The organism is Sorangium sp. So ce204 (assembly GCF_051526795.1).
Lineage (GTDB): Bacteria > Myxococcota_A > Polyangia > Polyangiales > Polyangiaceae > Sorangium > Sorangium cellulosum_B.
In genome coordinates this window covers 3,911,721-3,935,322 of the sequence record NZ_CP150317.1, presented here as the reverse complement: position 1 = coordinate 3,935,322, position 23,602 = coordinate 3,911,721, and the positions used below count along the sequence as shown (strand labels likewise).

Below are 23,602 nucleotides of genomic sequence, written 5' to 3'. Positions count from 1 at the left end.
AGTCGGCGGGGGCGAGGATGTCGAGGGGCGCGGGACGCCGGGCAGGGCCGCGGCGTCGGGCGCGATCCTCCGCGGGTCCACGGCCGCTCGTGCCGTCCGCGCGGCAACGCCCTCATCCTGCCGTGGACCCCGGCTGGCGGCTGGCATGCCCTGGGTCAGGTCGTATCCTTCATCCCCGCCTCTCCCGGCCGCGGCCGTACCATGCACGGCGGGGAGGGGGAACGTTGATGACGATCCTGAGGACTGCATTGCTTCTCGGTGGGGCGCTCGGCCTCTCGTCCTGCGATCACGCGATGAAAGGACGCATGGACGGCCACGCGCCCGCCGCTCCGGACGACAGCGCGGCCGGGTCGCAGGCCACGCTGGTCGAGCCTGCGCTCCATTTCATCGAGAGCCGAGGGGCGGCGGAGTCCGCCTCGGGCTATCACGTCCAGGGGCGAGACAAGGCCGTTCACCTCGGACCCGACGGCATCACCTTCGTCCTGGCCGGCGCCCCGGAGGCCTCGCTTCCCCGCTGGGCGGTGAGGCTCGAGTTCGAGGGCCATCGCGCCGGCGTCGCGCCCGAGGGGAAGGATCCCACCGGCGCGGTGGTCAGCTATTTCACGGGCCCTCGCGCGCAGTGGAGGACCGGCCTCCCGACCTATGCCGCGGTGGTTTACGAGGACCTCTGGCCCGGCGTCGATCTCGAGATCTCCGGCACGGCCCGCGCGCTGAAGTACCAGCTCGTGGTCGCGCCGGGGGTCGATCCGGCGCAGATCCGGCTCACCTACCGGGGCGCGAGCGCGGTGCGCCTGACCGACGGCGGGCAGATCGAGATCTCCACGCCGGCGGGCAGCTTCACCGACGACGCGCCGCTGTCCTTCCAGGACACCCCCGAGGGCCGCGTGGCGGTGCCGAGCGCGTACGCCCTCGAGGCACCCGCGCCGGACGGGGCGCAGACTTATGGGCTCCGCCTGGGCGCGTACGACCCGACCCTGCCGCTGGTGATCGATCCGGCCGTGCTGATCACCTGCGGCTTCATCGGTGGATCCGGCTCGGACGACGGCGAGGACATCGCGGTGGACCTGGCCGGCAACGCCTATATCACGGGCTCGACGACCTCCACCCGGACGACCTTCCCGGACATCGTCGGTCCCGATCCCAAATACAACGGTGGCCAGGACGCCTTCGTCGCCAAGGTGGACCCGCGGGGCGCCCTCGTCTACGCGGGCTATATCGGCGGATCCGGGTTCGAGCTCGGCAGGGGCATCGCGGTGGATTGGACCGGCCAGGCCCACGTGACAGGCCTCACGCACTCCGATGATTTCCCCGTCGAGATCGGCCCGGACCTGACCTACAACGGCCAGGGCGACGCGTTCATCGTGAAGATCGACACCTCCGGCAAGGACATCGCCTATGCCGGCTACATCGGCGGCGCCGGGACCGATCTCGGGTTCGACGTCGCCGTGGACAGCTGCGGCGACGCCTACGTGACCGGGAGGGCTGACTCCGACGCATCGACGTTCCCCGCTCAGGTGGGCCCCGATCTCACGCAGAACGGCGGCGCCGACGCCTTCGTCGCCAAGGTCGACGCCTCCGGCGCAGGCCTCGTCTATGCCGGTTATATCGGCGGCAGCGCGCAGGACGAGGCCTTCTCCATCGCGGTGGACTGGGCCGGCGCCGCCTATGTCACCGGCTGGACCTTCTCGGGCGCGGACAGCTTCCCCGTCCAGGTCGGCCCGGATCTCTCCCGGAACGACGGAGGCGCCGCCAGCGACGCGTTCGTCGCCAAGGTGAGCCCCGCGGGCACCGGGCTCGAGTACGCCGGCTACATCGGCGGCGCCGGCTCCGACGTCGGCCAGGGCATCGACGTGGACCTCGCTGGCAACGCCTATGTCTCCGGGAACACGGCCTCCGACGAGCTGACCTTTCCCGTCAAGATCGGCCCCGACCTGACCTACAACGGCGCCGAGGACGCGTTCGTGGCGAAGGTCAGCCGGTCGGGCGCCGAGCTCGTCTACGCCGGCTATGTCGGCGGCACGAGCCTGGACGGCAGCACGGGGCTCGCGGTCGACCTCGCCGGCCGTGCCTACCTGACGGGCGCGACATCGTCCGCTGATTTTCCCGCCGTCGGGGGGCCCGATCTCACGCACAACGGGGGCTACGACGCGTTCGTGACCAAGGTCGGCGCCTCCGGCGCGAGCCTCGTCTATTCCGGGTTCATCGGCGGATCGAGCACGGACACCGGCAGAGATATCGCGGTGCACTGGCACGGCGACGCGTTCGTCGCCGGGATCGCCCATTCGACGGAGGCGACCTTCCCGACCGTGAGCGGCCCCGATCTCACCCACAACGGAGACGCCGACGCCTTCGTCGCGAGGATCAGGCAGACGCGCTTGCTCGCCTCGCCCTGAAGCGCGCTTCCGATCGGCGCTCTACCAGCAGGCGCTCTGAGCGCGCCTCGCGTGCCGTGATGGCCGCGGCGCAGACATCGAACGGAAACATACGGTCGACAACCCATCTGGGGTCCGACATCGAACGGAAACATACGGTCGACAACCCATCTGGGGTCCGACATCGAACGGAAACATCCGATCTACGACCCATCCAGGGTCCGACATCGACCGGAAACATACGATCTACAACCTATTTTGGGCTCGACATCGACCGGAAACATACGATTTACGATTCATTCACGGTCCTTGTTTTATGGATCCGTCCTGAGGCCTCGAGCGCCGCACCGCGAGGTCCTTCAGAACTTGCAACTTACGAGGACCCATGACCCAGGCTACCAAGGCGACCAAGATCGAGCTATTTTCGCTGTCGACTCCAGCGATGCGCGCATTCCACCTGACCTGGCTGGCGTTCTTCGCCTGCTTCTTCGCGTGGTTCGCGGTGGCACCGCTGATGCCGGTCATCAAGGGCGAGTTCGGGCTGACCAAGGAGCAGATCGCCAACATCAACATCGCCGCGGTGGGGATCACGGTGGCGGGGCGTCTGGTGATCGGGCCGCTCTGCGACAAGTACGGCCCGCGGGCGACCTACACGTGCTTGCTCGCGCTCGGCGCCATCCCCGTGCTCGGGATCGCGCTCGCGCAGAGCTATGAGGTCTTCCTGTTCTTCAGGCTGCTGATCGGCATGATCGGCGCGAGCTTCGTCATCACGCAGTACCACACGTCCGTCATGTTCGCTCCCAACGTGGTCGGCACCGCGAACGCCGCGAGCGCGGGCTGGGGCAACGCCGGAGGGGGCGTCACGCAGTCGGTGATGCCCTGGGTGCTCGCGGCCGTGCTCAGCCTGGGTGTCAGCTCGTCGCTCGGCTGGCGCCTCGCGATGGTGGTGCCGGGCGCGCTCATGCTCGTCGTCGCGGTCCTCTACTGGAAGTACACCCAGGACTGCCCGCAAGGGAACTACAAGGACCTCCGCGCGGCGGGCGTCGAGATCGAGGGCGGGAAGAAGGGCGGATGGGCGGTCTTCAAGGCGGCGATGGGCAACTACCGGTCCTGGATGCTGTTCGTCACCTACGGGGCCTGCTTCGGGATCGAGCTCTTCGTGCACAACGTGGCCGCCAGCTACTTCGTGGACCGGTTCAAGCTGGATCTCCAGACCGCAGGCATGGCCGCGGGCAGCTTCGGGCTCCTGGCGCTGTTCGCGCGCGCCGTGGGCGGCATGCTCTCCGATCGGCTGGCGCACCGGAAGGGCCTGGACGCCCGCACGACCCTCCTGTTCGCGCTGATGGTCGGCGAGGGGCTCGGCCTTCTCTGGTTCTCCCGGATGCAGACCGCGGGGATGGCGGTGCTCGCGATGATCGTCTTCGGGCTCTTCACACACATGGCTTGCGGCGCCACCTACGCGCTCGTGCCCTTCATCGATCGCAAGGCGCTCGGCGGCGTCGCGGGCATCGTGGGCGCGGGCGGCAACGTCGGCGCGGTCGCGGCGGGCTTCCTGCTCAAGGCCGTCGGCGACATCCAGGACTGCTTTGCGGTGCTGGGCTTCGCCGCGCTCGTCTCGTCGGTGTGCGCGATCCTCGTGCGCTTCACCGCCGCCCACAAGGCCAACGAACAGGCCCTCTACGACAAGGCCCTCGCCGAGCGCCTCGCCCAGAGCGGCGCCTCGGCCCCGGACGGCCTCGCGCGCGCGAGCTGAGCACGCCAGAGGTTCGCCTCAGCGTCGCTGTGCCTACGATGCCACCTTCACGCGGTCGACGCCAAACCCAGGCGCCCTCGCAACCGGGGGCGCGAGCGCGCGGCCGCAGGTCAGCGCGAGAGCGGGCTCGCCGTGCTGCGCAGCTCGCGGCGCCCCGCCGACAGGGCCTCCATCAGCGCGGTGTCCTCGGCTGGCTTGACGAGGTGCCTGTCGAAGCCCGCCTCTCGCGATCTCCTCCGGTCCTCGTCCTGACCGTAGCCGCTCAGGGCGACGAGGCGCGTCGACGCGAGCGACGGCTCGGCGCGGATGGCGCGGGCCACGTCGTAGCCGTCCATTCCGCCCGGCAACCCGAGGTCGCACAGGACCACATCCGGAGGGCGCGTCCGGGCCGCCGTCAGGCCGGTCGGGCCGTCGAACGCCGTCTCCACGTCGTAGCCGCTCAGGGTCAAGAGCATCTCCAGGCTCTCGGCCGCGTCGTGGTTGTCCTCGATCACGAGGACGCGAACCCCCTGGCGACTGGCCTCCTCCCCGTCGGAGGCGGACGACAGGTCCCGGGCGACCGGCGCCGCGAGCGGCAGCCGCAGCGTGAAGACCGAGCCGCGGCCGGGCCCCTCGCTGTGGGCCGCCACCGTCCCGCCGTGGAGCTCGACGAGCCCCTTCACCAGCGCAAGGCCGAGCCCGAGCCCCCCCTTGCTCCGGGCCAGCCCCTGATCCGCCTGGCTGAACGGATCGAAGATGCGCGATAGCAGCCCCGGATCCATCCCGACGCCGTTGTCCTCGACCGTGATGACGGCCTGTCCAGACATGCCCCCTTCGCGCCCGGACGCCCGAGGACGAGGGCCCGCCTCGACGCGCACGCCCACGCGCCCTCCCCCGCTCGCGCCCGCGTCGGTGAACTTGCCGGCGTTCTGCAGCAGATTGCCCAGCATCTGCGCCAGCCGGGTGTCGTCGCCCTCGACCCAGAGCGGCTCGTCCGGCACGCTCACGCGGAGCGCCACGCCGTCGGCCTCGAGGTTCGCCCGGTAATCCTCGGCGGTCTGGCGGACGATGCCGGCGATATCGCAGCGCGCCTTGCGGAGCTGGATCCGGCCGCGGGCGATGCGAGAGATGTCGAGCAGGTCGTCGATCAGCCGGACCATGTGCGTGACCTGGCGGTCGATCACGTCCCGGGCTCGCCGCTGCACGGGATCCGCCGCTCCGACCCTCCGGAGCATCGCGACGGCCGTGCGGACGGGCGCGAGGGGGTTGCGCAGCTCGTGGGCGAGCATGGCCAGGAACTCGTCCTTCCGCCGGTCCGCGTCCCGCAGCGCCTGCTCTGCCAGCTTGAGATCATGGATGTTGATCGCGATCCCGAACCAGCGGACGATCCGGCCCGAGGCGTCGCGGATGGGCCGCCCGCGCACCTTGAACCACTGGTATCCGCCGTCGCGCCACCGGACGCGGTACTCCAGGTCATACGGGGCGAGCCCCCCGACCGCCGCGCGCCAGGAGGCGAAGACCCGCTCCCGATCGTCCGGGTGCAGGACCTCGAGCCACCGGTCGCCGAACTGCCGCTCGGCGGGCACGCCGGTGAACTCGATCCATTGCTCGCTGAAGAACTCGCAGTAGCCGTCGGGCCGGGTCGCCCACACCATGCCCGGGATCGACTCGAGGGTCTGACGGTGAAAGAGCTCGCTCTCGCGCAGGGCGGCCTCGGCCCGGTGGCGCTCGGTCAGATCCAGCATCGAGCCGATCATGCGGGTGGGCGCGCCGCTCGCGCTCCGGCCGATGTAGCCGCGGTCGAGGAAGGGCGCGTACGAGCCGTCGCCCTTGCGAAAGCGGTACTCGTCGGTCCAGCTCTCCCCGTTGCCGTCGATCGCCGCGCGGATCCCCTCGGACACCCGCGCCCTGTCCTCCGGGTGGATGCGCTCGTACCAGCCCTCGGGGCCGTCGCCGAGCTCCTCCGGCGTGCAGCCGAAGTGCTGGACGACCGCTCCGTTCCAGAAGACCCGGTTCGTCTCCAGATCCCAGTCCCAGATCACGTCGTTCGTGGCGCGGTTGACGAGGCGATACTGCTCCTCGCTCCGCCGGACGGCCGCCTCGGCCTCCAGCCGGGCGGCTTCGGCGCTGGCCGCGCGTTCGCGGGCCTCGCTCTCCCGCGGCGCCACCTCGGCCTGCCCGGCCTCGGTGGCGCCCTCGGCGCGCTGGCGGCCAGCCCCGTCCACCCGTGTGCTCCGCATCGTCCTCGCCCGGAGGTCTGCGTAGTGGCGCGCTCGGCGTTTGGCCACTCGCCGCGCCGAGAAACGATGCTGGAGACCTCGGCGACGCGATCCCCCGCGCCGGCCCCGTCCGCCGGCTCGGCGACGTGGTCCCCCGCGCGGGCCCCGTCCGCCGGCGCGAGCTCGCCTGCGCGGTTGCGGCCGCGGCCTCTGGCAACAATGCATAGAGCGTGGCCGCGCTGGGGAAATCCGCGGAAGAGGGCGCCGCCGGCGCGCTCAAGCGACAGCTGGCCGAGCTCGGCGGCGCCGAGGCGTTGCTGCAGGCGATCCTGGACAGCGCGTCCGAGTGCATCCTGGTGATCTCCCCGGACGGCACGGTCCTGCTGTCCGGCCGCGCGCTGCCGAGGGCGAGCTCGACGAGCCTGCTGCGGACGAGCATCTACGAGCACATCGCCCCGGAGACGCGAGAGGCGGCCCGCTCCTGCGTCGAGCGCGTCGTGCGGTCGGGGGCGTCCGACAGGACGGCGGCGCCGATGACGGTGGCGCCAGAGGAGGTCGACCTCAGCGCGCTCCTCCGGGACCTCCTGCATGAACGCGCGGCGCTGCTCCGGCGCGCGGCGTGCCCGGTCGCGCGGCGGCACGCGAGCACCTGATCAGCTCGCGTCCGGGGGCATGATCCCGCGCAGGAGCTTCTGCGCGCTCGCCATGCTGGAGACCAGGCTGTGATGCTGGACGGCCTTCTCGACGGCCGCGATGAGCCCCGACACGTCGCCATTCTTGTCGAAATAGCCGAACGCCTTGTGGGTCGAGAGCAGGTCTTGCTTCTCCAGGATGTCCTGGAACGCGGTGTAGAAGATGATCGGCACCTTCGGGAACAGCGCCTTGATCCTCAGGTACGCAGTGAGGCCGTCGATGCCCGGCATGCGGATATCCAGGATGACCAGGCTGACCATCGCCGTCATGGCGGCGATACCCTCCTGCGCGCTCGCGTACAGGCGCACGTCGTAATCACGCCGCAGCGTGAACTCGAGCGCAGACCGCATCCGCGGGTCGTCGTCGATCACGACAACGATCGCCCGCTCCTTGTCGGGCTCCTCCGGCGCCTCGCCCGAAGCTTCGCGGAAGCGCCTGGTGAATTTCGCCGATGTCATCTTGGCGCCTCCTTTCAATTCCCGGAGAGGTTGAGATCGTTCCGGCCGACGGGCGCGCCGGCCGGCTGCAGCCGTTGCGGCGGCTGCGGCTGCTCATGAAGCGCCGCGCGCGGGAGCCGGACGACGAACGTCGTTCCGCGATCCGCGGCGCTCTCGACGTCGATCGTCCCGTGGTACATCGCGACGAGGCGGGAGACGAAGCTGAGCCCCAGGCCCACGCCCGTCGTCGGCTTCGTCGAGAAGAACGGCTGGAAGATCTTCGAGAGGTCGTCAGACGCGATCCCGTCGGCGTTATCGCTGATGGTGACGACCTGGAGCTCCCCCTCGTCGACCGTCTCGACCCGCATCCGCCGGCCGCGGCCGTCGCCGACCTGGAGCAGCGCGTCGCGCGCGTTCAGGACGATGTTGCTCACGATGGAGTCGAAGTGCGACTCGTACCCGATGACCGCCGAGCCGCCCTGGAGATCGAGCTCGACCGACACGCCCTGGCGCGCGAACTCGTCGCGATGCCGCGCCGCGACGGACTCGATGACGCGGCGGAGGCTCACGACCTCGTTGCCGGCGAGCGCGACGCCGAGCTTCGAGTACTCCAGGATCCTGTTCGTGACGCTCAGCGCGCGCGACGTGCAGTCGCCCACCATCCGGAGCACGCTGTCGAGCGTCTCCTCCGCCTCCTCGATGTCGCCCAGACGGGCGATAACCGCCTTGATCTTGCCCTCCGGGATATCACCCTTGAGCAAGTCGAAGAGCTCGCCGAGCCGGGCCGCGTTCTTCACGCACAGCGTCTCGCCGCCCTGGGTCACGGACTCGAGCACCATGGCGGCCCCCGAGAGGGCGTTGCGCATCTCGTGCGCGAAGCCGCCCGCCATCTGGTTCTCGACCGCCTCCCGCTCCAGGCGGACGATCGTCGCGTGGGCCTGCTCGAGCTCCGCCGTGCGCTCGCGGACCTTCTGCTCCACGCCCGTGTAGAGCTTCGCGTTCTCGATGGAGATCGCCATCTGCGAGGACAGCATCGAGAGCAGCTCCAGCCGATCCTGGGTGAACGTCCCGGTCGCCGTGTTGTTCTCGAGGTAGATGGCCCCGTAAAGGCCGTTATGGTGGGTGATGGGCGTGCACAGGACGGACCTCGGACAGCGCTGCGCGACGTAGTCGTCGCGCTGGAACTGCCTGTCCGTCGAGGCGTCGGAGAGGACGACGCACTGGCCCGTCCGCGCGACGTACTGCACGATCGCGGCCCAGAGGAGCGGGCGCTCGTGCGCCGCGGCCTCGTCGAGGGGCAGCCCCGGGAAGCGCGGTTCGTCGCGGCCGTCGGTCCAGTCGACCTCGGCCTCGATCCGCAGGCCGTCGCTGTCCCGGAGGACGAGGCAGCCGCGCTGGGCGCCGGCGTTCTCCATGGCGACCGACATGAGCTTGGCGAGGAGCCTGTCGAGCACGATCTCCCCGGAGATCGCCTGCGCCGCCTTCAGGACCGTCCTGAGATCGAGGCGAGATGCGCCGAGCGAGGTCGTCGTGACGAACCTCCGTGAGGGCGCGATCTCCGAGGATTGCGGAGGGGGCGCCTCGCGCACGGCGAGCTGCGGATACCGCTCCTCCAGGTCCTGCGCCTTGCGGGCGGCGCCCCAGAGCTCGTAGTGGTACCTCGCGTCCGCGAGGTAGACGCGCGCGAGCTTCTCTCTCCCCTGCGCGAGCCAGAACCGCCCCGCCAGCTCGCAGGCCACCGCGGCCTCGTTCACGTAGTCGTGCTCCGAGGCGGACGCGATGGCGCGGTCGTACAGGTCCAGCGCCTCGGCCGAGCGGCCGTCGATCCGCGCGAGCTCGGCCTCCACGAGCAGGTACCTGTGCAGGAAGTTGCTGGCGCACGTCGCGGACAGCGCCTTGAGCTTCGCCTGGTTCTCCGACAGCTTCGCGCGGTAGCGCGCCCTGTCCTCCGGCGAGGCCGCCGGGTAGAGCGCTGTCATGGCGAGGGAGTAATAGAAGGTGTGCATCGGCGTGAACACCTTGCCCGTGCTCGCGCCGAGGGTCGGCTCCGTCTCGGCGGCGTGTTTGTAGGCGAGCTCGTATTCGCCGAAGACGAAATAGAGCATGGCCTGCGCCGTATGGATATAATTGACGGTGTTGAAGTTCTTCGTCGCGTAGAGGCCGGGGAGCGCCTGCTCGGCGTCGAAGAACTCTCCCTTGATCTTCGCCGCGTGCTCGGACCTGCCGGTGAGGTTCCGGATGACCTGCCGCCACACGCGGAGCTGGTTGATGACCTGCTCCTGCTTGAACCTGAACACCTCCTCGATGTGCCTGTCGAACATCGCCTCGAGGTCGAGGAGGTTCTGCCCGGAGATGGCGCCGCAGACGAAGGCGTTGATCAGGCAGTACGCGGCGCTCTCGGCGTCGCCGTTCTCGGCGTAGCTCAGGTACCCTTCGATGAGCGGCGCCTGGCTCTCGCGGGCCGGACGGTAGAAGTGCCGGGAGAGCCCGTAATAGAAGTTGTAGGTGCTCGCCTTGTAGAACGGCTCGTCCCGGCGCCGGTGCACCGCGATGGCCAGCTCGCCGAACCGGGATCCCGTCGCGATGTCGCCCACGCCGGCGTTGACGAGCACGCTGAACGCCGCGAACGCATAGGGCGAGAGCGGCGACTCGCCGTGATCCATCGTCAGGTCGAGCGCGCGGCAGATGAAGAGCCCGAGCATCTCCGGCGCGGCGAAATACGACGCATGGATCGCGCGCCGGAGGATCACGAGCGCGGCTTGCTTCGGGGCCTCCGTCATCGGGGCGAGCCGGCCGAGGCGCTCGAAGCCGATCTCGGCGACCTGCTTCGTCGTCTTCGTGTAGGCGTCGAGGAAATCCTGCGTGCCGGGGCTCGCCGGGAACGTCTCGCCGAGCTGCGCGAGCGCCTCCACGGCGATGTCCACGGCCCTCCGGAACTCCGCCTGGGTGTGGTGATAGAGGATCAGGAGCTGGTAGAGCTTGCTCCTGTTCATGACGTCGTGGATCTCGCACAGGGCGGCGTCCACGAGCGCCTTCATCGCGCCCCAGTCGGCGTTCATGCACGCCGCCTCGGCCGCGCCGATGTGGAGCGCGCTCATCAGCGCAGGATCGCTCTGCCAGGCGCTCGCGGGCAGCAGCGAGAGGCCTCGGGCGAAGTAGCCGCGCGCCGCGTCGAAGGCGGCGGAGAGCAGCGCGCGCCGGCCCGCGAGCAGGTTCAGCTCCGCGAGGCGCCGCTGCTCCGCGGCGTCGCTCAGCAGGTCGGCGCCGCGGTTCAGGTGGTAGACGACGTCGAAGACCTTCTCCTCGGGGGCGCGCCCGCCCAGGCTCCGCAGGAGCAGCCGGCCGATGTCGGCGTGGAGGCCGCTGCGCTCGCCGTCCTCGATCATCGCGTACGCGGCCTGCTGGACGCGATCGTGGAGGAACCTGTAGTCCGGGAAGACGAGCGGCGCGGCGAGATCGTCGGGCGCCGCGGGCTCCATCGGGGAGAGCGGGACGAGGAGGCCCTCCTGCAGCGCGGGCGCGAGGTGCCGGTAGGCATCGGCGCGGGTCTCCTCGCGGATGACCGCGAGCCTGCCCAGGTCGAAGCGGTTGCCGAGGCAGGACGCCGACATGAGCGCTCGCTGCGTGTCCTCGGGGAGCTCCCGCAGCTTGCCGATCATCAGGTCGACGACGTTGTCCGTGATGTTCCTGGACTCGATGTGCTCGACGTCCCACGTCCACGCCGCGAGCCCGGCGTCGTACCGCAGACACCCGGTGTGGTGCAGCGTGCGGAGGAACTCGTTGACGAAGAACGGGTTGCCGCCCGTCTTCCGCGTGACCAGCGCGGCCAGCGGCGTGACCGCCGCGGCGTCCGCGCGCAGCGCGTCGGCGAGCATCCGGCAGACCGTCTCGGCGCCGAGCGGCCCCGGGGAGATCTCGCTCACCCGGCCGACCGCCCCTTCCCGTCGCAGCGCGGCGATCGCGGCCGAGAGCGGGTGCGCGGCCCCCACCTCGTTGTCGCGGTAGGCGCCGATGACGAGCAGGCCGCGCAGCTTCGCGTCGGTCATCAAGAGCTCGATGACCCTGAGGGACGCGGCGTCGGCCCACTGCAGGTCGTCGAGGAAGATGGCCAGCGGGCGCTCGGCGTCGCAGAACACGCGGACGAAGTTCTGGAGGACGCGCACGAAGCGGTTCTGGGACTCGGCGGGCCCCAGCGCCTGGACGGCCGGCTGGTCGCCCACGATGCGCTCGATCTCGGGGATCACGTCGACGAGGACCTGCGCGTTCGCCCCGAGCGCGGCCTTGATCTTCGAGCGCCAGAGCGCGAACTGCGCCTCGGGCTCGGCGACGATCTGCCGCACCAGGTCGCGGAACGCGCTGGTGATCGCGGTGTACGGGGTGCTTCGCTGGAGCTGGTCGTACTTGCCCGCGACGAAGTACCCGCGCGCCTCGGTGATGGGCTTGTACAGCTCGTGCGCCAGCGCGGACTTGCCGATCCCCGAGTACCCGGCGATGAGCATCAGCTCGGCGCTGCCCCGCGCCGCGCGATCGAACGCCTCGAGCAGCGCCTGCACCTCGCGCTCGCGCCCGTAGAGCTGCTGCGGGATGCGGAGCTCGCCGGAGGCGTCGGCGCGGCCCAGCGGGAACGGGGCGATCTCGCCCGTGGCCGCGAGGCGCCGCTCGCACTCCTCCAGGTCGTGGAGGAGGCCCGCCGCGCTCTGGTAACGGCCCTCGGCCGCCTTCGCCATGAGCTTCATCACGAGGTCCGACAGGACCTCCGGCACGCCCGGACAGCGCGCGCGCGGCGGGGCGGGATCGCGCGCGACGTGGCAGTGGACGAGCTCCATGGCGTCCGTCGCGCTGAAGGGCGGCGCGCCCGTGAGGAGCTCGTAGAAGGTGGCGCCGAGCGAGTAGAAATCGGTGCGATGGTCGAGCGACCGGTTCATGCGGCCGGTCTGCTCGGGAGAGATGTAGGCGAGCGTCCCCTCGAGCACCGCGGGGCTCTTCATCGAGAGCTCTTCCCGGGAGAGCCGCGTCGAGATGCCAAAGTCGATGATCTTGGCAACACCCGTCTCACGGTTGACCACGATGTTGGACGGATTGATATCCTTGTGTATAATTCCGCTTCCGTGGACTTCGCGAAGGGCGCTCGTGATCTGGATCGCAAGCCGGATGAAGTCCGCGGCGTCGAGCGGGCGGTGCTGGAGGTGGTGGAGGTGGTGCGCCAGCGAGCGGCCGCCGAAATCCTCGAGGACGAGGAGGAGCCCGTTCTCGTGCCTGCACAGGTCGAGCGCCCGGACGACGCCCGGCGCATCCAGGTTGCGGAGCACCGCGTACTCATGCCTGTAGCGCGTGAGCTCCGTCTGGCTGGGATAGTCCGAGCGCAGCAGCTTGAGGATCACGGCGCGCCCGTCTCCGGCGCGCTGGCCCCGGTAGACGCGCGAGCTGCCGCTCTCGTAGATCGTGTCGGTCGCTTGATACCCCGAGATCGTCAGCATCACTCCCCTTGACGTCAGAGTGCTCTGGCGCGGTCAGGCCCGGTCGACAGCCCACGGCATGGCATGCCCCCGCCACGAATGTGTCCTGGATGGTAACACGAAGCCGCTTCGCGGCTGGACGAATCTCGCGGGACGGCGTGGGTGGATATCCGCCGTTGATACCTGTTCTGGTTCAAGGTGCCACCTAGGGAGCCGGGCCTGCGAGGTCTCCGGACAGGCAGCAGGGGACAGAGGGCGCGTCGGTGATCCGAATTTCCGGCTCGCGGGGGCTCAGCGGCGTAGCTCCTTGAGGCCGCACCAAACAGGTTCGTCGGCGCGCCAATCAGCGCGAGCGCGCCGCTCGATCTCAGATCCCTCGCCTGCGCGCGCGAAACGTGCTCGGGGCCTCCCCGCGGCGGCGGCGGAACAGATCGCTGAAGTGCTGGGACGACGCGCAGCCCACCTCAGATGCCGCTCGCGGCGACGATCGCGAGGCGCAGGGCCTCGGCGGACTCCCCCGGGCGTGGGTGCTCGAGGTGGGAGAACGCCGAGATGGGATCGCTGTAGAACGAGACCGGGAACGGGGAGCCGACGATATCGAAGAAGCCACGCGCGTCGCTTTAAGAGCCGATTAAGGAGCGGTCCTGCGGCGGGGACCTAGCCTGTTCGGCGGAGGTCACGCCATGCGCATCATCGCTTCTGCTCTGCTGATCCTTGTCCCTGTCATCCCCCTCGCCGGATGCGGTGAGAACCGTGAGCCCGATCCGGCCGCCGCATCGAGCAGCGCTAGCAGCGCGGGATCCGGAGGATCCGGCGGCGACAGTGTGGCAGGCGGAGCATCGAACGGGAGCTCGGGCGGCTCGGGCGGCTCAGGCGGCTCGGGCGGCTCAGACGGCTCGGGCGGCTCAGGCGGCTCAGGCGGCTCGGGCGGCTCAGGCGGCTCAGGCGGCTCGGGCGGCTCAGGCGGCTCGGGCGGCTCGGGCGGCTCAGGCGGCTCGGGCGGCTTGGGGGGCGGCGGTGAGCCGGGTTGGGGAGGAGACTCGAGTGGCGGCGGAGGATCGCTGCCAGCGGAAGCCTGGCACCGGCAGATCTCGATCTCCGATATGGATTCGGCCCGCGCCGTCGCGATCGATAGCGAGGCAAACATCGTCTTGGCCGGCGCCGCGGGGCGAACGACAGACCCGGGCACCATCGTCTCGCCGCTCTTCGGCTCCCTGGACATCTTCGTCGCCACGTACGCAGACGACGGCGCCCCACGCTGGGTCCGGCAATTCGGTGGCCACTGGGCGACGGTCACGGGGGTCGCGATCGACGGAAACGACGGCATCGCTGTCGTCGGCGAGTACTCGAGAGGTCCGCTCCAAGCCGGTGATTTCGTCCTGCCAGAGCCGGAAAGAGACGACCCGGAGGTCGCCTCGTCCGACACCTTCGTCCTCGCGCTCGATCGGGACGGCGCCCCGCGCTGGATGCACCGCCTGGGCGGCGGCGGCGTCGACTTCGGAGGCCGCGTGGCCATCGGTCCCGGAAACGACGTCATCGTCGCCGCCGAGTCCGCGGGCCGCCTTACCCTCACCAGGTTCGCCGCCGATGGGACGACCCGCTTCGCGAAGGACGTGGGAAGCCTGCGCGGAATCAACGCGTACTTCGACCCGATCGTGGGGGTGGCCGTGGACCTCCACGGCGACATCCTCGTCGCCGGAGACTTCTACGACGACGCCGACCTCGGCGGCGGCGCCACCTCCGGGCTGAAAGGCAATCAGGCCTGGGTGGCGAAGTACTCGGGGGAGGACGGCGCGCACCTCTGGTCGAGGCACTTCGGCCAACCGGCAGACCCCATTTTTAGCGGCGGCGACTCGGCGGCTGCGCTGCTCGTGGACGAGCGCGGCGACGTGCTGCTCGCCGGCCGGTTCGCGCAGGGCGCCGACCTGGGCGAGGGGCCAATCGACGACATCTCACGCGGCGCGTTCCTCATGAAGCTCGCCGGGGAGGACGGCGCGATCCAGTGGACGAAGGCGTTCCCGGCCGTACAGGTCAGGTCGACCAGCCTCTCGTTCGCGCCCGACGGCCGGCTCGCGCTCATCTCCTGGCTCGGCGCCGCGCCCTCGTTGCCCATCGATCTCGGCGGCGGCTCGGTGGTCGAGGGGGGAACGTACGTTGCCACCTACGAGCCAGACACCGGGGCGTTCGTCGCGCAGCGGCGGCTCGTCGAGCTCGGCGGCACTGTCGAGCCCGCCGCCTCCACGCTCGACGCGAAAGGACACGTGTTGTTCGTGGTGAACTTCATCGAAGAGCTACGGACCGGCTTCGGCGCTCTGAAGAGCGAAGGCTGGAGCGACTTCCTCCTCGCGCACGTGCCGCTCTGAGACGGAAAGCCACGCAAGCAGCTCGACAGGCGTCATGATCCGATGCGTCGAGCGTCACCCCACACGTCGGGTACTTCATCCGGTAGGCCACCTCGCCGCTCCTCAGCACGCTGAACCGCTCCACGGCAAAGCAGGGGCGGTTACGTACCTGACGAGCCACTTCCTCTCCCCACTTGCGCCTGGCACGGACGTGCACACGTGCGTCGCCGTCGACCTCGCGCGTGAGCTGGCGGGGATCTGCTCTCCAGCCCCTCGCTACGGGCGCCGCCGCAGCTTCCGACCCCTCACCCCGTGAGCGCGTCGAGCGCCGCGAGCAGCGGCGCGGCCCTCTCGCGGTCGATCATCTGTACATAGGCGATCCTGCCGCGCACGTGCGCCTCGAAGTCCGGCACACCCTGCCGGTTCTGGGCGGCGAGGCCGGTCTTCTTCGCCTCGTGGAGGATCGCGCGCAGGCGGCGCACCTCCTCGCGCGGGGCAGAGGGCTTGTCGTTGACCACGACGCCCGTCACCACCTGCCGCCCGCCGGCGCGCTGGATACGGCCCTTGTCCGGGTTGATGGCGAAGCCCTCCTCCTCGACGATGTGGCGGACGCGGGCCAGCAGCATCGCGATGTCGCCGCGCTTTCCCGGGGGTGCCGAGAAGGTGAGGTCGTCCGCGTACCGCGTATACGTGAAGCCCGCGCGGGCGCACATGCCGGCGAGGCGGCGATCGAGCTTCCGCGCGACCTGGTTCGAAATGGCCGGGCTCGTGCAGGCGCCCTGCGGCAGCGCGCGATCGCCGACAGCGACCCAGTAGCGCTGCCCGTCGTACTCGACCGGACGCCGCGGCGGCTCGGTGCAGAGCAGGGCGAGGAGCGTGGCCACCGCCGGGGAGTAGCCGAGCCGATGGAAGACGCCGCGCACCCGCGGGAACGTGATGGTCGGGAAGAAATCCGACAGGTCGAGGTTCACGACAACGTCGCGGCGCGTGTGCGGGCGCGCGTTGGTGACCGTGGAGCGGCCCTTCACGAAGCCGTGCGCGGGCGCCTCGACGGGCAGCTTCTCCAGGATCTCGCGCAGCACCCAGGCCTGCGCCGCGGCCAGCGAGGCGTGGGGCGCCGCGAGCTGCCTCGTGCCGCCCGAGCGCTTCGGGACGTCGAAGTACACGTAGTGCGGGCGCTCGACGGCCTCGCCGTGAAAGCAGAGCCAGCGCAGGCGCGGGACGGCGACGCCGAGGGCCGCGGCCAGGTCGGCCGGGGTGGACAGCACGGGCAGCCCGCGCTGGGCGAGCGACTCGACGTGCGAGCGCCGGTCCGCGAGGCCCGCCGAGACGTCGGTGCCCAGGAAGATGATGTCCTCGGCCCGGCGGCGCGCGACCGCCTCGGCGCGCTGCCGCTTGCGCTCGGCGCTCTGGCGCCGCTTCTCCTCCTTGCGGGCGAGCTTCTCGCGCTTGAGCCGCTCGATCGCCTCGTCGGCCGAGCGCGCCGCGACGGTGCCGGCGAGCGACGCGGCGTCCTTGTGCCTGAGCCAGAGATCACCGACGCGGTGGATCTCGGCGAGCTGCGCCTCGGTGAGCAGGCCGCGCAGGACGAGGCCCCGATCGATGAGGGCGGTGCGCTCGTCGCTCTGCGGCGGGATCGTGTCCACGCGGCCGATCCAGGCCGTCTGGTACGGGTTGATCTTGAGCGCGCGCCTGCGCAGCTCGTCTGCGGAGAGGCCGAGGATCCCGCCGGCGTCGTAGGGGTCCGCGGGGCGCGGCTTCGCGCCCGCCGCCGCGGCGCGGGGCTGCCCCGCTCGGGCGGCCGGCTGCGCGGCGGCCGCGGGCCCGGTCTGCGCCGACCGGGCCTGCGCCCCCTGGGCCTGCTCGGCCTCGGCCCCGCCCGGCGCTCGCTCGCCCAGCTCGGCCCCGCCCAGGCCGAGCATCGACTTCAGCTTGTCCCAGAAGCCCATTCGACCGTTCCTCTGGGCAGCACCCGGTCCAGGGTGGTGGGGTGCTTAGCCCACCCTGCCCGAATGATGGAATTGCCAGGACGCCATGAGACGCCATGAGACGCCATGAGGCGCCAAAAGACGCCAAAAGACGTCAAAATTTTTGTGTTTTTCTTGGCGTCTTTTGGCGCCTCATGGCGTCTTTTGGCGTCCTGACGGTTCAAAAGACCCCACCTTCGGCCAAAGTACCCCATCACCCGGTCCAGCCCTCCAAGGAGGCCCGCCCGCCCGACTACTTGCTCGTGACCACGCCCGATCACCCAGGCGCCGGGCAGCTGTGCGGGTCCAGGACCGTCAGGTCCCTCTGAGTGGACCCGCACAGCTGCTAAAGGCGCCCAAAGAACATCGGGGGTGGGGATGCATGGAAGAACAACCTCCACCACGGCGGAGCGCCGCAGCGTGTTGGGCTCGAGCGGACGGATCTCCTTGCAGGGCTGGACTCTCAGGTCTCTGGTGAACCTCACTTCGTCGATCGCCTGGCGACGAGCCACGCGAGGCCCACCACCGCGGCGGGGCTCGCCTTGAACTGGTCAGCGACGCGCCGGATCTCGACCAGCACGTCCGCGTGGACCGGGAGCGTCCTGACGACCGGCGCGCGGAGCTCGCGCGCGCCGAGCGCCCGCTCCGCCTCCGGACCGCCGAGCGCGAGGGCCTCGACCCAGGAGCGGCAGCCCTGGATGCGCTCGAACGCGAGATCCCACGACGCCTCGACGACCTCCGCGAGCCCCGCCCGCTGGGCGGCCGCGGCGCGCTCGATCTCGACGAGGAGCTCCGCGGGGAACGGCACGGCCTCGCCTCGCGGGGCGGCCGTCGCTGCGCGCGAGCCGGCCTCCGCCTGCTCCGGCGGCTGCAGCGACGGCGCCGCGTCACCGCGGCCGGACAGGTGGAGCTTGACCGCGAGCAGGTGCCGGCACGGGCCCGCGCGCAGCCGGTTCTTGTAGAAGTACGAGCAGCTGCACTTCGCCTTCTTGATCGCGCCGTCGGTGTCGAGGAGCAGCTCGCAGCTCGTCGCCTTGGCCCTGGCCATGACGACGCGGCGGCCGCCAGAAAGGCTCTCTTCCCGCGCGATCTCCACCCCGCCCTGGGCGATGCGCCGGCCCTCCGCGAGCTCCGGGGGCTCGGGGCCGAGCAGCGCGTCGGAGAGGGCGACCGGCATCACCGGGCGGCAGCGATAACACTCCGCGGCGTGGTCGTAAACCACCTGCCCCTGCTTCGCGGCGAGGTGCAGCGCGCTGCGGAGCGCGCCGTCCGGCGCCCCCATCGACACGGCGAGCTCGCCGTAGGACGCGCGCCGGACCATCTCGAGGTGGCGCGCGACGCGGTCCGCCAGCTGCGCGTCCGGGGTGAAGGCGTCCGCCATGACGTCGAGGTGGGAGCCCGAGGTCCAGTCGTTCGCCGTCCAGCCCGAGAGCGCGAGGGTGAAGCGCATCTCGCCCATGAAGACGATCCACAGGCTCGGCAGCCCGGAGCCGAGCAGCCGCACCTCGATGCGATCGGCGAGCGGCAAGAGCCGCGCGAGCACCGAGAGGCGGCGCCTCCCCCACACCTTGATCTCCTCGGTCGCCTCCGCCGCCGGCGCGCCCCTCGGCGCCCCGGAGCGGTACGGGCCGAGCCCACCCGCGCCCGCCGCGGGCCCCACGGCCACGGGGATGTCGTCGCAGGTGACGCCGCGGCACGGGATGGAGACGCCCCAGGGGTCGAGCACCAGGATCGGCGCCTTGCCCGGCGTGAGCTGGAAGCGCAGGCTGCGCGGGCCCGCGCGCTCGCGGTGCCGATCGAGGTGCGCGAGCAGCGAGTAGACCGCCTCCACGGGGACGTCGACCCTCCGGCACGGCAGGCACATCGCCGCCTGGAGCTGGCCGAAGCCGCGCAGCCACGAGGGCGGGAGATCGATCTTCTCCTCGCGGTAGTCGCCGCGGCCCTCCACCGCGACCTCGAAGCCGGTCGGATCGACGAGGAGCCGCGTCGGCCGGTAGCTGCGGAGCGTCTGGAAGTGCTCGTGGAGCGCGAGCGAGTAGTCGACGTTCGTCGTGCCGAGGCCGGCGTCCTGCGCGCCCCGGAAGGCGTCGCGATCGACCGAGAGGCAGCCGTAGCTCGACTCGTCCTTGGAGAAACACTCGAAGAAGACGACATCGGGCGCGACGGTCACGACCGGATCGCACGGGACGAGGTGGCGGAAGAGCTGCGGGTCGCTCCGCGCGAGCTCGCTCGCCCAGCGCACGCGCGCCCCCCAGTAGAGCTTGTGCATCTTCCGGAAGTCGGCCTCTAGGTTCGGCGGCCGCGGCGCGCTCCCGAGGCGCGCGAGCTCGGCCTTCATGGCCTCGCCGTGGAGCTCCCGGCGGAGCCGGGCCTCGCGCTCGGCCTCCTGCTGCTTCCACGCCTCGTGGGCGGAGCGATCCTTCGGCAGGCGCCGCAGGTCCCCCACGACGACGTCGTGGAGCGCGCTGATCGCCTCGCGGAAGCGCACCGGCCGCGCGAGCTCGCCGTCGAAGAAGACCCGGGGGCGCGCGAGGTTGGGCGCGAAGCTGAGGGCGGCGCCGCCGCCGAGGTCCTTGACGCCGCTCGTGCCGAGGTAGCGGAGATCGAAGCTCACGCCGCGTCCTCCCCCTCGAACAGCCGGAGCTCGGGGAGCCTGCGCGCGATGGCGTCGCGCAGCGCAGGGGCGCGGAACGCGGCGCGGGCGAGCGCCCCGAGGGCAGCGCGCCGCTCGGGCGCGCGCACGCTGCGGAGCGCGACGCCGAGCAGCGGCAGGAGCGCGTCGGCCTCGCCGGGCCGGGCGACAACGCGGTCCGCGATCTGCCGGACGACCGCGCGCTTGTCGCGCGCGCCGCCGTGGACGGCGAGCAGCGCCGCCGCCCAGACGTGCCGCAGCGCCTCGGGCGAGAAGGCCGCCTTGCGCGCGGCGAGGTGCCGGATCAGGAACGCGCGGGCGCCTTCGTGGGGCGTCTCGGCCAGCGCGGCCCACAGGCCTGTGTCGTCGCGGAAGCGGGCGTCGGCCTCGAAGAGCTCGAGCGCGCGGGCGCGGACGTCCTCGTGGCGGGAGTCCAGGAGATCGCGCACGTGCTCGGCCCGGCCGTGGGGCGAGCGCCCGAGCACCTCGACGAGCCACGCGACCGCGTCCTCCCGCACGCGCGGCGCGACCGCTGTCGCGAGGCGCGCGATCGTGCCGAGATCGGCGGCGGTCTCGACGGGCTTCGTCCTCGCCCAGCGGAGGCCGAGCTCCGCGACAGGCGCGGCGCGCGCGCAGGCGAGGGCCACGCACTCGGCGAGCGAGAGCCGCGAAGGCGAGACGTGCTCGACTACGGCCTCGCAGATGAAGGCGAGCGCCGCCGCGTTCTCGGTCTGGAGCAGCGAGAGCCAGTCCGCGATCGGCAGGCTCCCGAGGCCCGGGATCTGCCGGAGCAGGCCGGCGGCGAGGGTCTGCACCTCGTCGTGCGGGCTCTCGAGGAGCGCGCGCACGCGGGCGAGCGGCAGGCCGCGGAGCTCGGCGGCGTAGCCGCGCTCGAGCAGCCCGACGGCGAACGCCCGGACGGTGCGGCTCCTCGCGGCCGTGACCAGGCCGAGCACGTCGTCGAAGGCGCCCTGCCACGCCTCGGGGTAGATCGGCGCTGGCTCGAGCTCGGCGAGGGCGGCGCCCTCCGCGAGGCGGACGCCGCGCGGGAGGCGCTCGAGGGCGGGCGAGCCCCAGTAGAGCGCGTGGAGCAGCCCCCAGGCGTCGAGCAGGCGCTCGGGCCTGTCGAGGTGCTCGTCGCGGTAGAGCGCGAGCGCGGCGCGGATCGCGCGGCCGTAGCGGGCGGCGTCGCGCCGGCCGAGCCGCCGGAAGTAGCGGAACGCGCGGCGCCGCAGGTAGTGGCGCGTCCGCATCGAGAAGCGCGGCGACGCGACGTCGCCCTGCGGGAGGCTGGCCGGCACGCCGGTGTCGCTGACGAGGCAGGGCTCGTCGCTGGAGGTCCTGGTCACCCAGTCGTAGCGGGTCACCTTGACGAGCTTGCGGCGGACGAGGCGATCGAAGGCGACCATGAAGCGGCCGACGATCTCGTCGTCTCCCGCCTGCTCGGCGAGCTTGTAAAGGACCTTGACGAGGCCGCGGTGGTGCGGCCGGTCGCAGCCGTCGTCGATGTAGCGGAGCAGCGCGCGCCGCGCGAACGGGCGCCGGTCCTCGTACCAGCGCGGGGCGAGCGCCTTCAGCTTCCGGCCCGCCTCCGAGGCGAGCACCTCGTCCACGAACCGGTCGTCGCCGGCCTCGAAGCGCTCGTCGAGGAGGAGCGTCGACGCTGTCTGGGATCGAGCGGCGCTCATGCGCGGCAGGATGCTACGGAACCGGCGAGGAGCCGGTCAAGGGCGGCGCCGCCGCGCCGCGCGTCGCGCGATGGGGGTGTCACGCGACGCGCGGCGCGGACGGCGCCTACGATACCGCCTTACCGCCTCACCGGCGTCTTAGCGCACTCGCCGCGCGACACGACCGACACGCCCGCCGCGTGCGCGAAGCACGCGTTGGGGTACGTGGTGTCGTCGCAGCCGCAGACCGGGTCGTACTGCTCCGTGCACGCCTCCGGGATGGTCTCGCAGGTGCCCGTCTGATCGGCCGCGCCGCACATGGCCTCGATGCTGTAGTTGCAGAACTCACCCTTCTCGCACGCGAAGCCCGCGATGCCGCCGCAGATCTTCCCGGGAGCAGGCGCGCACTCGCCCTTCGACGCGACCGACACGCCCGCCGAGGCGGCGGCGCAGGCGTTGCCGTACGTCTGGCCGTCGCAGCCGCAGACCGGGTTGTACTCGAACGTGCACGCCTCCGGGATGGGCGTGCAGACCCCCGGCCCGTCCCACGCGCCGCACTCGACCTCGGGCGGGAAGTTGCAGAACTCGCCCTTCTCGCACGTCCAGCCGCCGCGGGTGCCGCACGCCTTGCCTTCCGACGGCGGCGGCGCGCACTCGCCCTTCGACGCGACCGAGACGCCCGCCGCGTTCGCCGTGCACGCGTTGCCGTACGTGTTCCCGTCACAGCCGCAGACCGGGTTGTACTCCTTGGTGCACCCGCCCGGCGTGGGCAGGCAGGTGCCCGTCATGTCGCCCGCGCCGCACTGGGCGTCCGGCGCGAAGTCGCAGAACTCACCCTCCTTGCAGGAGAGGCCGAGGAGGCCGCCGCAGACGTCGCCCGGAGGAGGCGAGCACTGGCCGATCGACGACACCGACGTGCCCGCCGCGTTCGCCATGCACTCGTTGCTGTACGTGTTGCCGTCACAGCCGCAGACCTCCCTGAGCTCCTTCGTGCACACCTCGGGGATGGGCTGGCAGGTGCCCGTCTGATCGGCCGCGCCGCACATGGCGTCGAGCTCGTAGTCGCAGAAGAGGCCCTTCTTGCAGGTGAGGCCGAGGAGGCCGCCGCAGGCCTTGCCTTGCCCGCCGCCGCCCCTCACCTCCTCCGCGTTGGATGCGGTGTCGTCGTCGGCGATCTGCACCTGACAGCCCACGGCGAGCGGGAGCATCGACAGCGCGAGCCAGAGGAAGGATCCGATACGGCTGCTGCTCTTGATACGATTCTGGACGTTCATGGGTTCCTCCAAAAGAGCCCCGCCGTCACCGGCGAGGCGATAGACATCCACGAGCCCCTCCCCTCCAGAGGAAGGGCGCCTCGCGCCGCGCGCAGTACGGCGAGCGCGGCGCGCGAGTTCGATGTTCGTCTCCCCGACAGCTCAGTCGGGGAGCGTCAGCGTCAGGACGCGGCGCCCGGGCTCGGGCGCCGTGACCTCGAGGAAGAGCACGTCCTCGCGCTCCACCCCTTCACCGTCCGCGCGCACCGTGACGACGGCGGACTCGCCCGCCGGCACCACGAACGCCTCCGCCGGGCTGACCCCGAACGGCCCCGCGCCGCGGCGCAGGCGCGGCGCGCCGATGGACACGCCCTCGGCGCACGTGTTGCGGACGACCACATAGCTCTCGCCGGCCTCGAGCGAGACCCACGCGGCGGGCTCGATCGTGAGGCAAGGCAGGTGCGCCAGCATCGTCTGCGCCACGCTGATGGGCTCCCCCGTGAGCTGCAGATCCACCGGCTCCGACCGGCGCTCGCCCTGCTTCACCTGGATCCGCAGGACCTGATCCGTCGACGCGTCCACCGCGGCCACGAAGCTGCCGTCGCGGTTGATCTCCGCGATGACGGGCGCGTCCGCGCTGTCGAGGTTCGTCACCACGACCACGCCCTCCGCCGGCTCGACCGCGCCAGGCTCGCCCTTGAGGAAGACCTGTTGCCGCAAGACCTTGGGGTCGTCCGACACGCCGACGAGCCCTGTGTCCAGGATCGGCTCGTGGACCGGCGGGCTCGGCTGCGGGCTCACGACACAGCCGCCAACGAGCGCTCCGAGGAGC

The 23,602-nt window shown here is 71.3% G+C and carries 12 protein-coding genes; 4 read left to right on the top strand and 8 right to left on the bottom strand.

All coding sequences use genetic code 11. The annotated features are described in order from the left end of the window. The first annotated feature begins 293 nt into the window (after window positions 1-293). Window positions 294-2,393, top strand: a complete 2,100-nt coding sequence (locus WMF22_RS14745; protein ID WP_438036136.1) for an SBBP repeat-containing protein — start codon at window positions 294-296, stop codon at window positions 2,391-2,393. Window positions 2,394-2,757: 364 nt separating this feature from the next. Continuing rightward, a complete protein-coding gene (locus WMF22_RS14740; RefSeq protein ID WP_438036135.1) occupies window positions 2,758-4,125 on the top strand; it encodes an MFS transporter in 1,368 nt (455 codons plus the stop codon). 110 nt (window positions 4,126-4,235) lie between these two features. On the opposite strand, the gene WMF22_RS14735 is transcribed toward WMF22_RS14740, so the two are convergent. Further along, window positions 4,236-6,392: a hybrid sensor histidine kinase/response regulator gene (locus tag WMF22_RS14735; RefSeq protein WP_438036134.1), complete on the bottom strand. Its 2,157-nt coding sequence runs from the start codon at window positions 6,390-6,392 to the stop codon at window positions 4,236-4,238. Between the two features lie 161 nt (window positions 6,393-6,553). Here WMF22_RS14735 and WMF22_RS14730 point away from each other — a divergent pair, with 161 nt between their 5' ends. Next, window positions 6,554-6,976, top strand: a complete 423-nt coding sequence (locus WMF22_RS14730) for a hypothetical protein (RefSeq protein WP_438036133.1) — start codon at window positions 6,554-6,556, stop codon at window positions 6,974-6,976. Here the strand turns inward: WMF22_RS14730 and WMF22_RS14725 are convergent, their stop codons facing one another. Together WMF22_RS14725 and WMF22_RS14720 are read right to left on the bottom strand one after the other, a co-directional pair. Further along, a complete protein-coding gene (locus WMF22_RS14725) occupies window positions 6,977-7,474 on the bottom strand; it encodes a response regulator (RefSeq protein WP_437299713.1) in 498 nt (165 codons plus the stop codon). It abuts the gene before it with no gap. A 14-nt stretch (window positions 7,475-7,488) separates the two neighbouring features. After that, entirely contained in the window at window positions 7,489-12,930 is a 5,442-nt protein-coding gene (locus tag WMF22_RS14720; protein ID WP_438036132.1) for a trifunctional serine/threonine-protein kinase/ATP-binding protein/sensor histidine kinase, read from the bottom strand. A gap of 1,082 nt (window positions 12,931-14,012) precedes the next feature. Between WMF22_RS14720 and WMF22_RS14715 the strand changes: the two genes are divergently transcribed. Then, the gene (locus tag WMF22_RS14715; protein ID WP_438036131.1) at window positions 14,013-15,272 is read left to right on the top strand and encodes a hypothetical protein; all 1,260 of its coding nucleotides are present in this window, start codon (window positions 14,013-14,015) and stop codon (window positions 15,270-15,272) included. Window positions 15,273-15,556: 284 nt separating this feature from the next. Here WMF22_RS14715 and WMF22_RS14710 read toward each other — a convergent pair whose 3' ends face one another. From WMF22_RS14710 to WMF22_RS14690, 5 genes are all read right to left on the bottom strand, one after another. Then, the gene (locus WMF22_RS14710; RefSeq protein ID WP_438036130.1) at window positions 15,557-17,200 is read right to left on the bottom strand and encodes a reverse transcriptase family protein; all 1,644 of its coding nucleotides are present in this window, start codon (window positions 17,198-17,200) and stop codon (window positions 15,557-15,559) included. Between the two features lie 499 nt (window positions 17,201-17,699). Further along, window positions 17,700-19,832, bottom strand: a complete 2,133-nt coding sequence (locus tag WMF22_RS14705) for an SWIM zinc finger family protein (protein WP_438036129.1) — start codon at window positions 19,830-19,832, stop codon at window positions 17,700-17,702. Further along, window positions 19,829-21,538: a hypothetical protein gene (locus WMF22_RS14700; RefSeq protein ID WP_438036128.1), complete on the bottom strand. Its 1,710-nt coding sequence runs from the start codon at window positions 21,536-21,538 to the stop codon at window positions 19,829-19,831. Before WMF22_RS14700 ends, WMF22_RS14705 begins: the two co-directional genes overlap by 4 nt. Window positions 21,539-21,657: 119 nt before the next feature. Continuing rightward, window positions 21,658-22,791 (bottom strand): Kazal-type serine protease inhibitor family protein, encoded by a 1,134-nt coding sequence (locus WMF22_RS14695; protein ID WP_438036127.1) that lies wholly within the window; start codon window positions 22,789-22,791, stop codon window positions 21,658-21,660. 141 nt (window positions 22,792-22,932) lie between these two features. Further along, window positions 22,933-23,571, bottom strand: coding sequence for a hypothetical protein (locus WMF22_RS14690; protein WP_437299706.1), 639 nt, complete (start codon window positions 23,569-23,571; stop codon window positions 22,933-22,935). Between the last annotated feature and the right edge of the window lie 31 nt (window positions 23,572-23,602).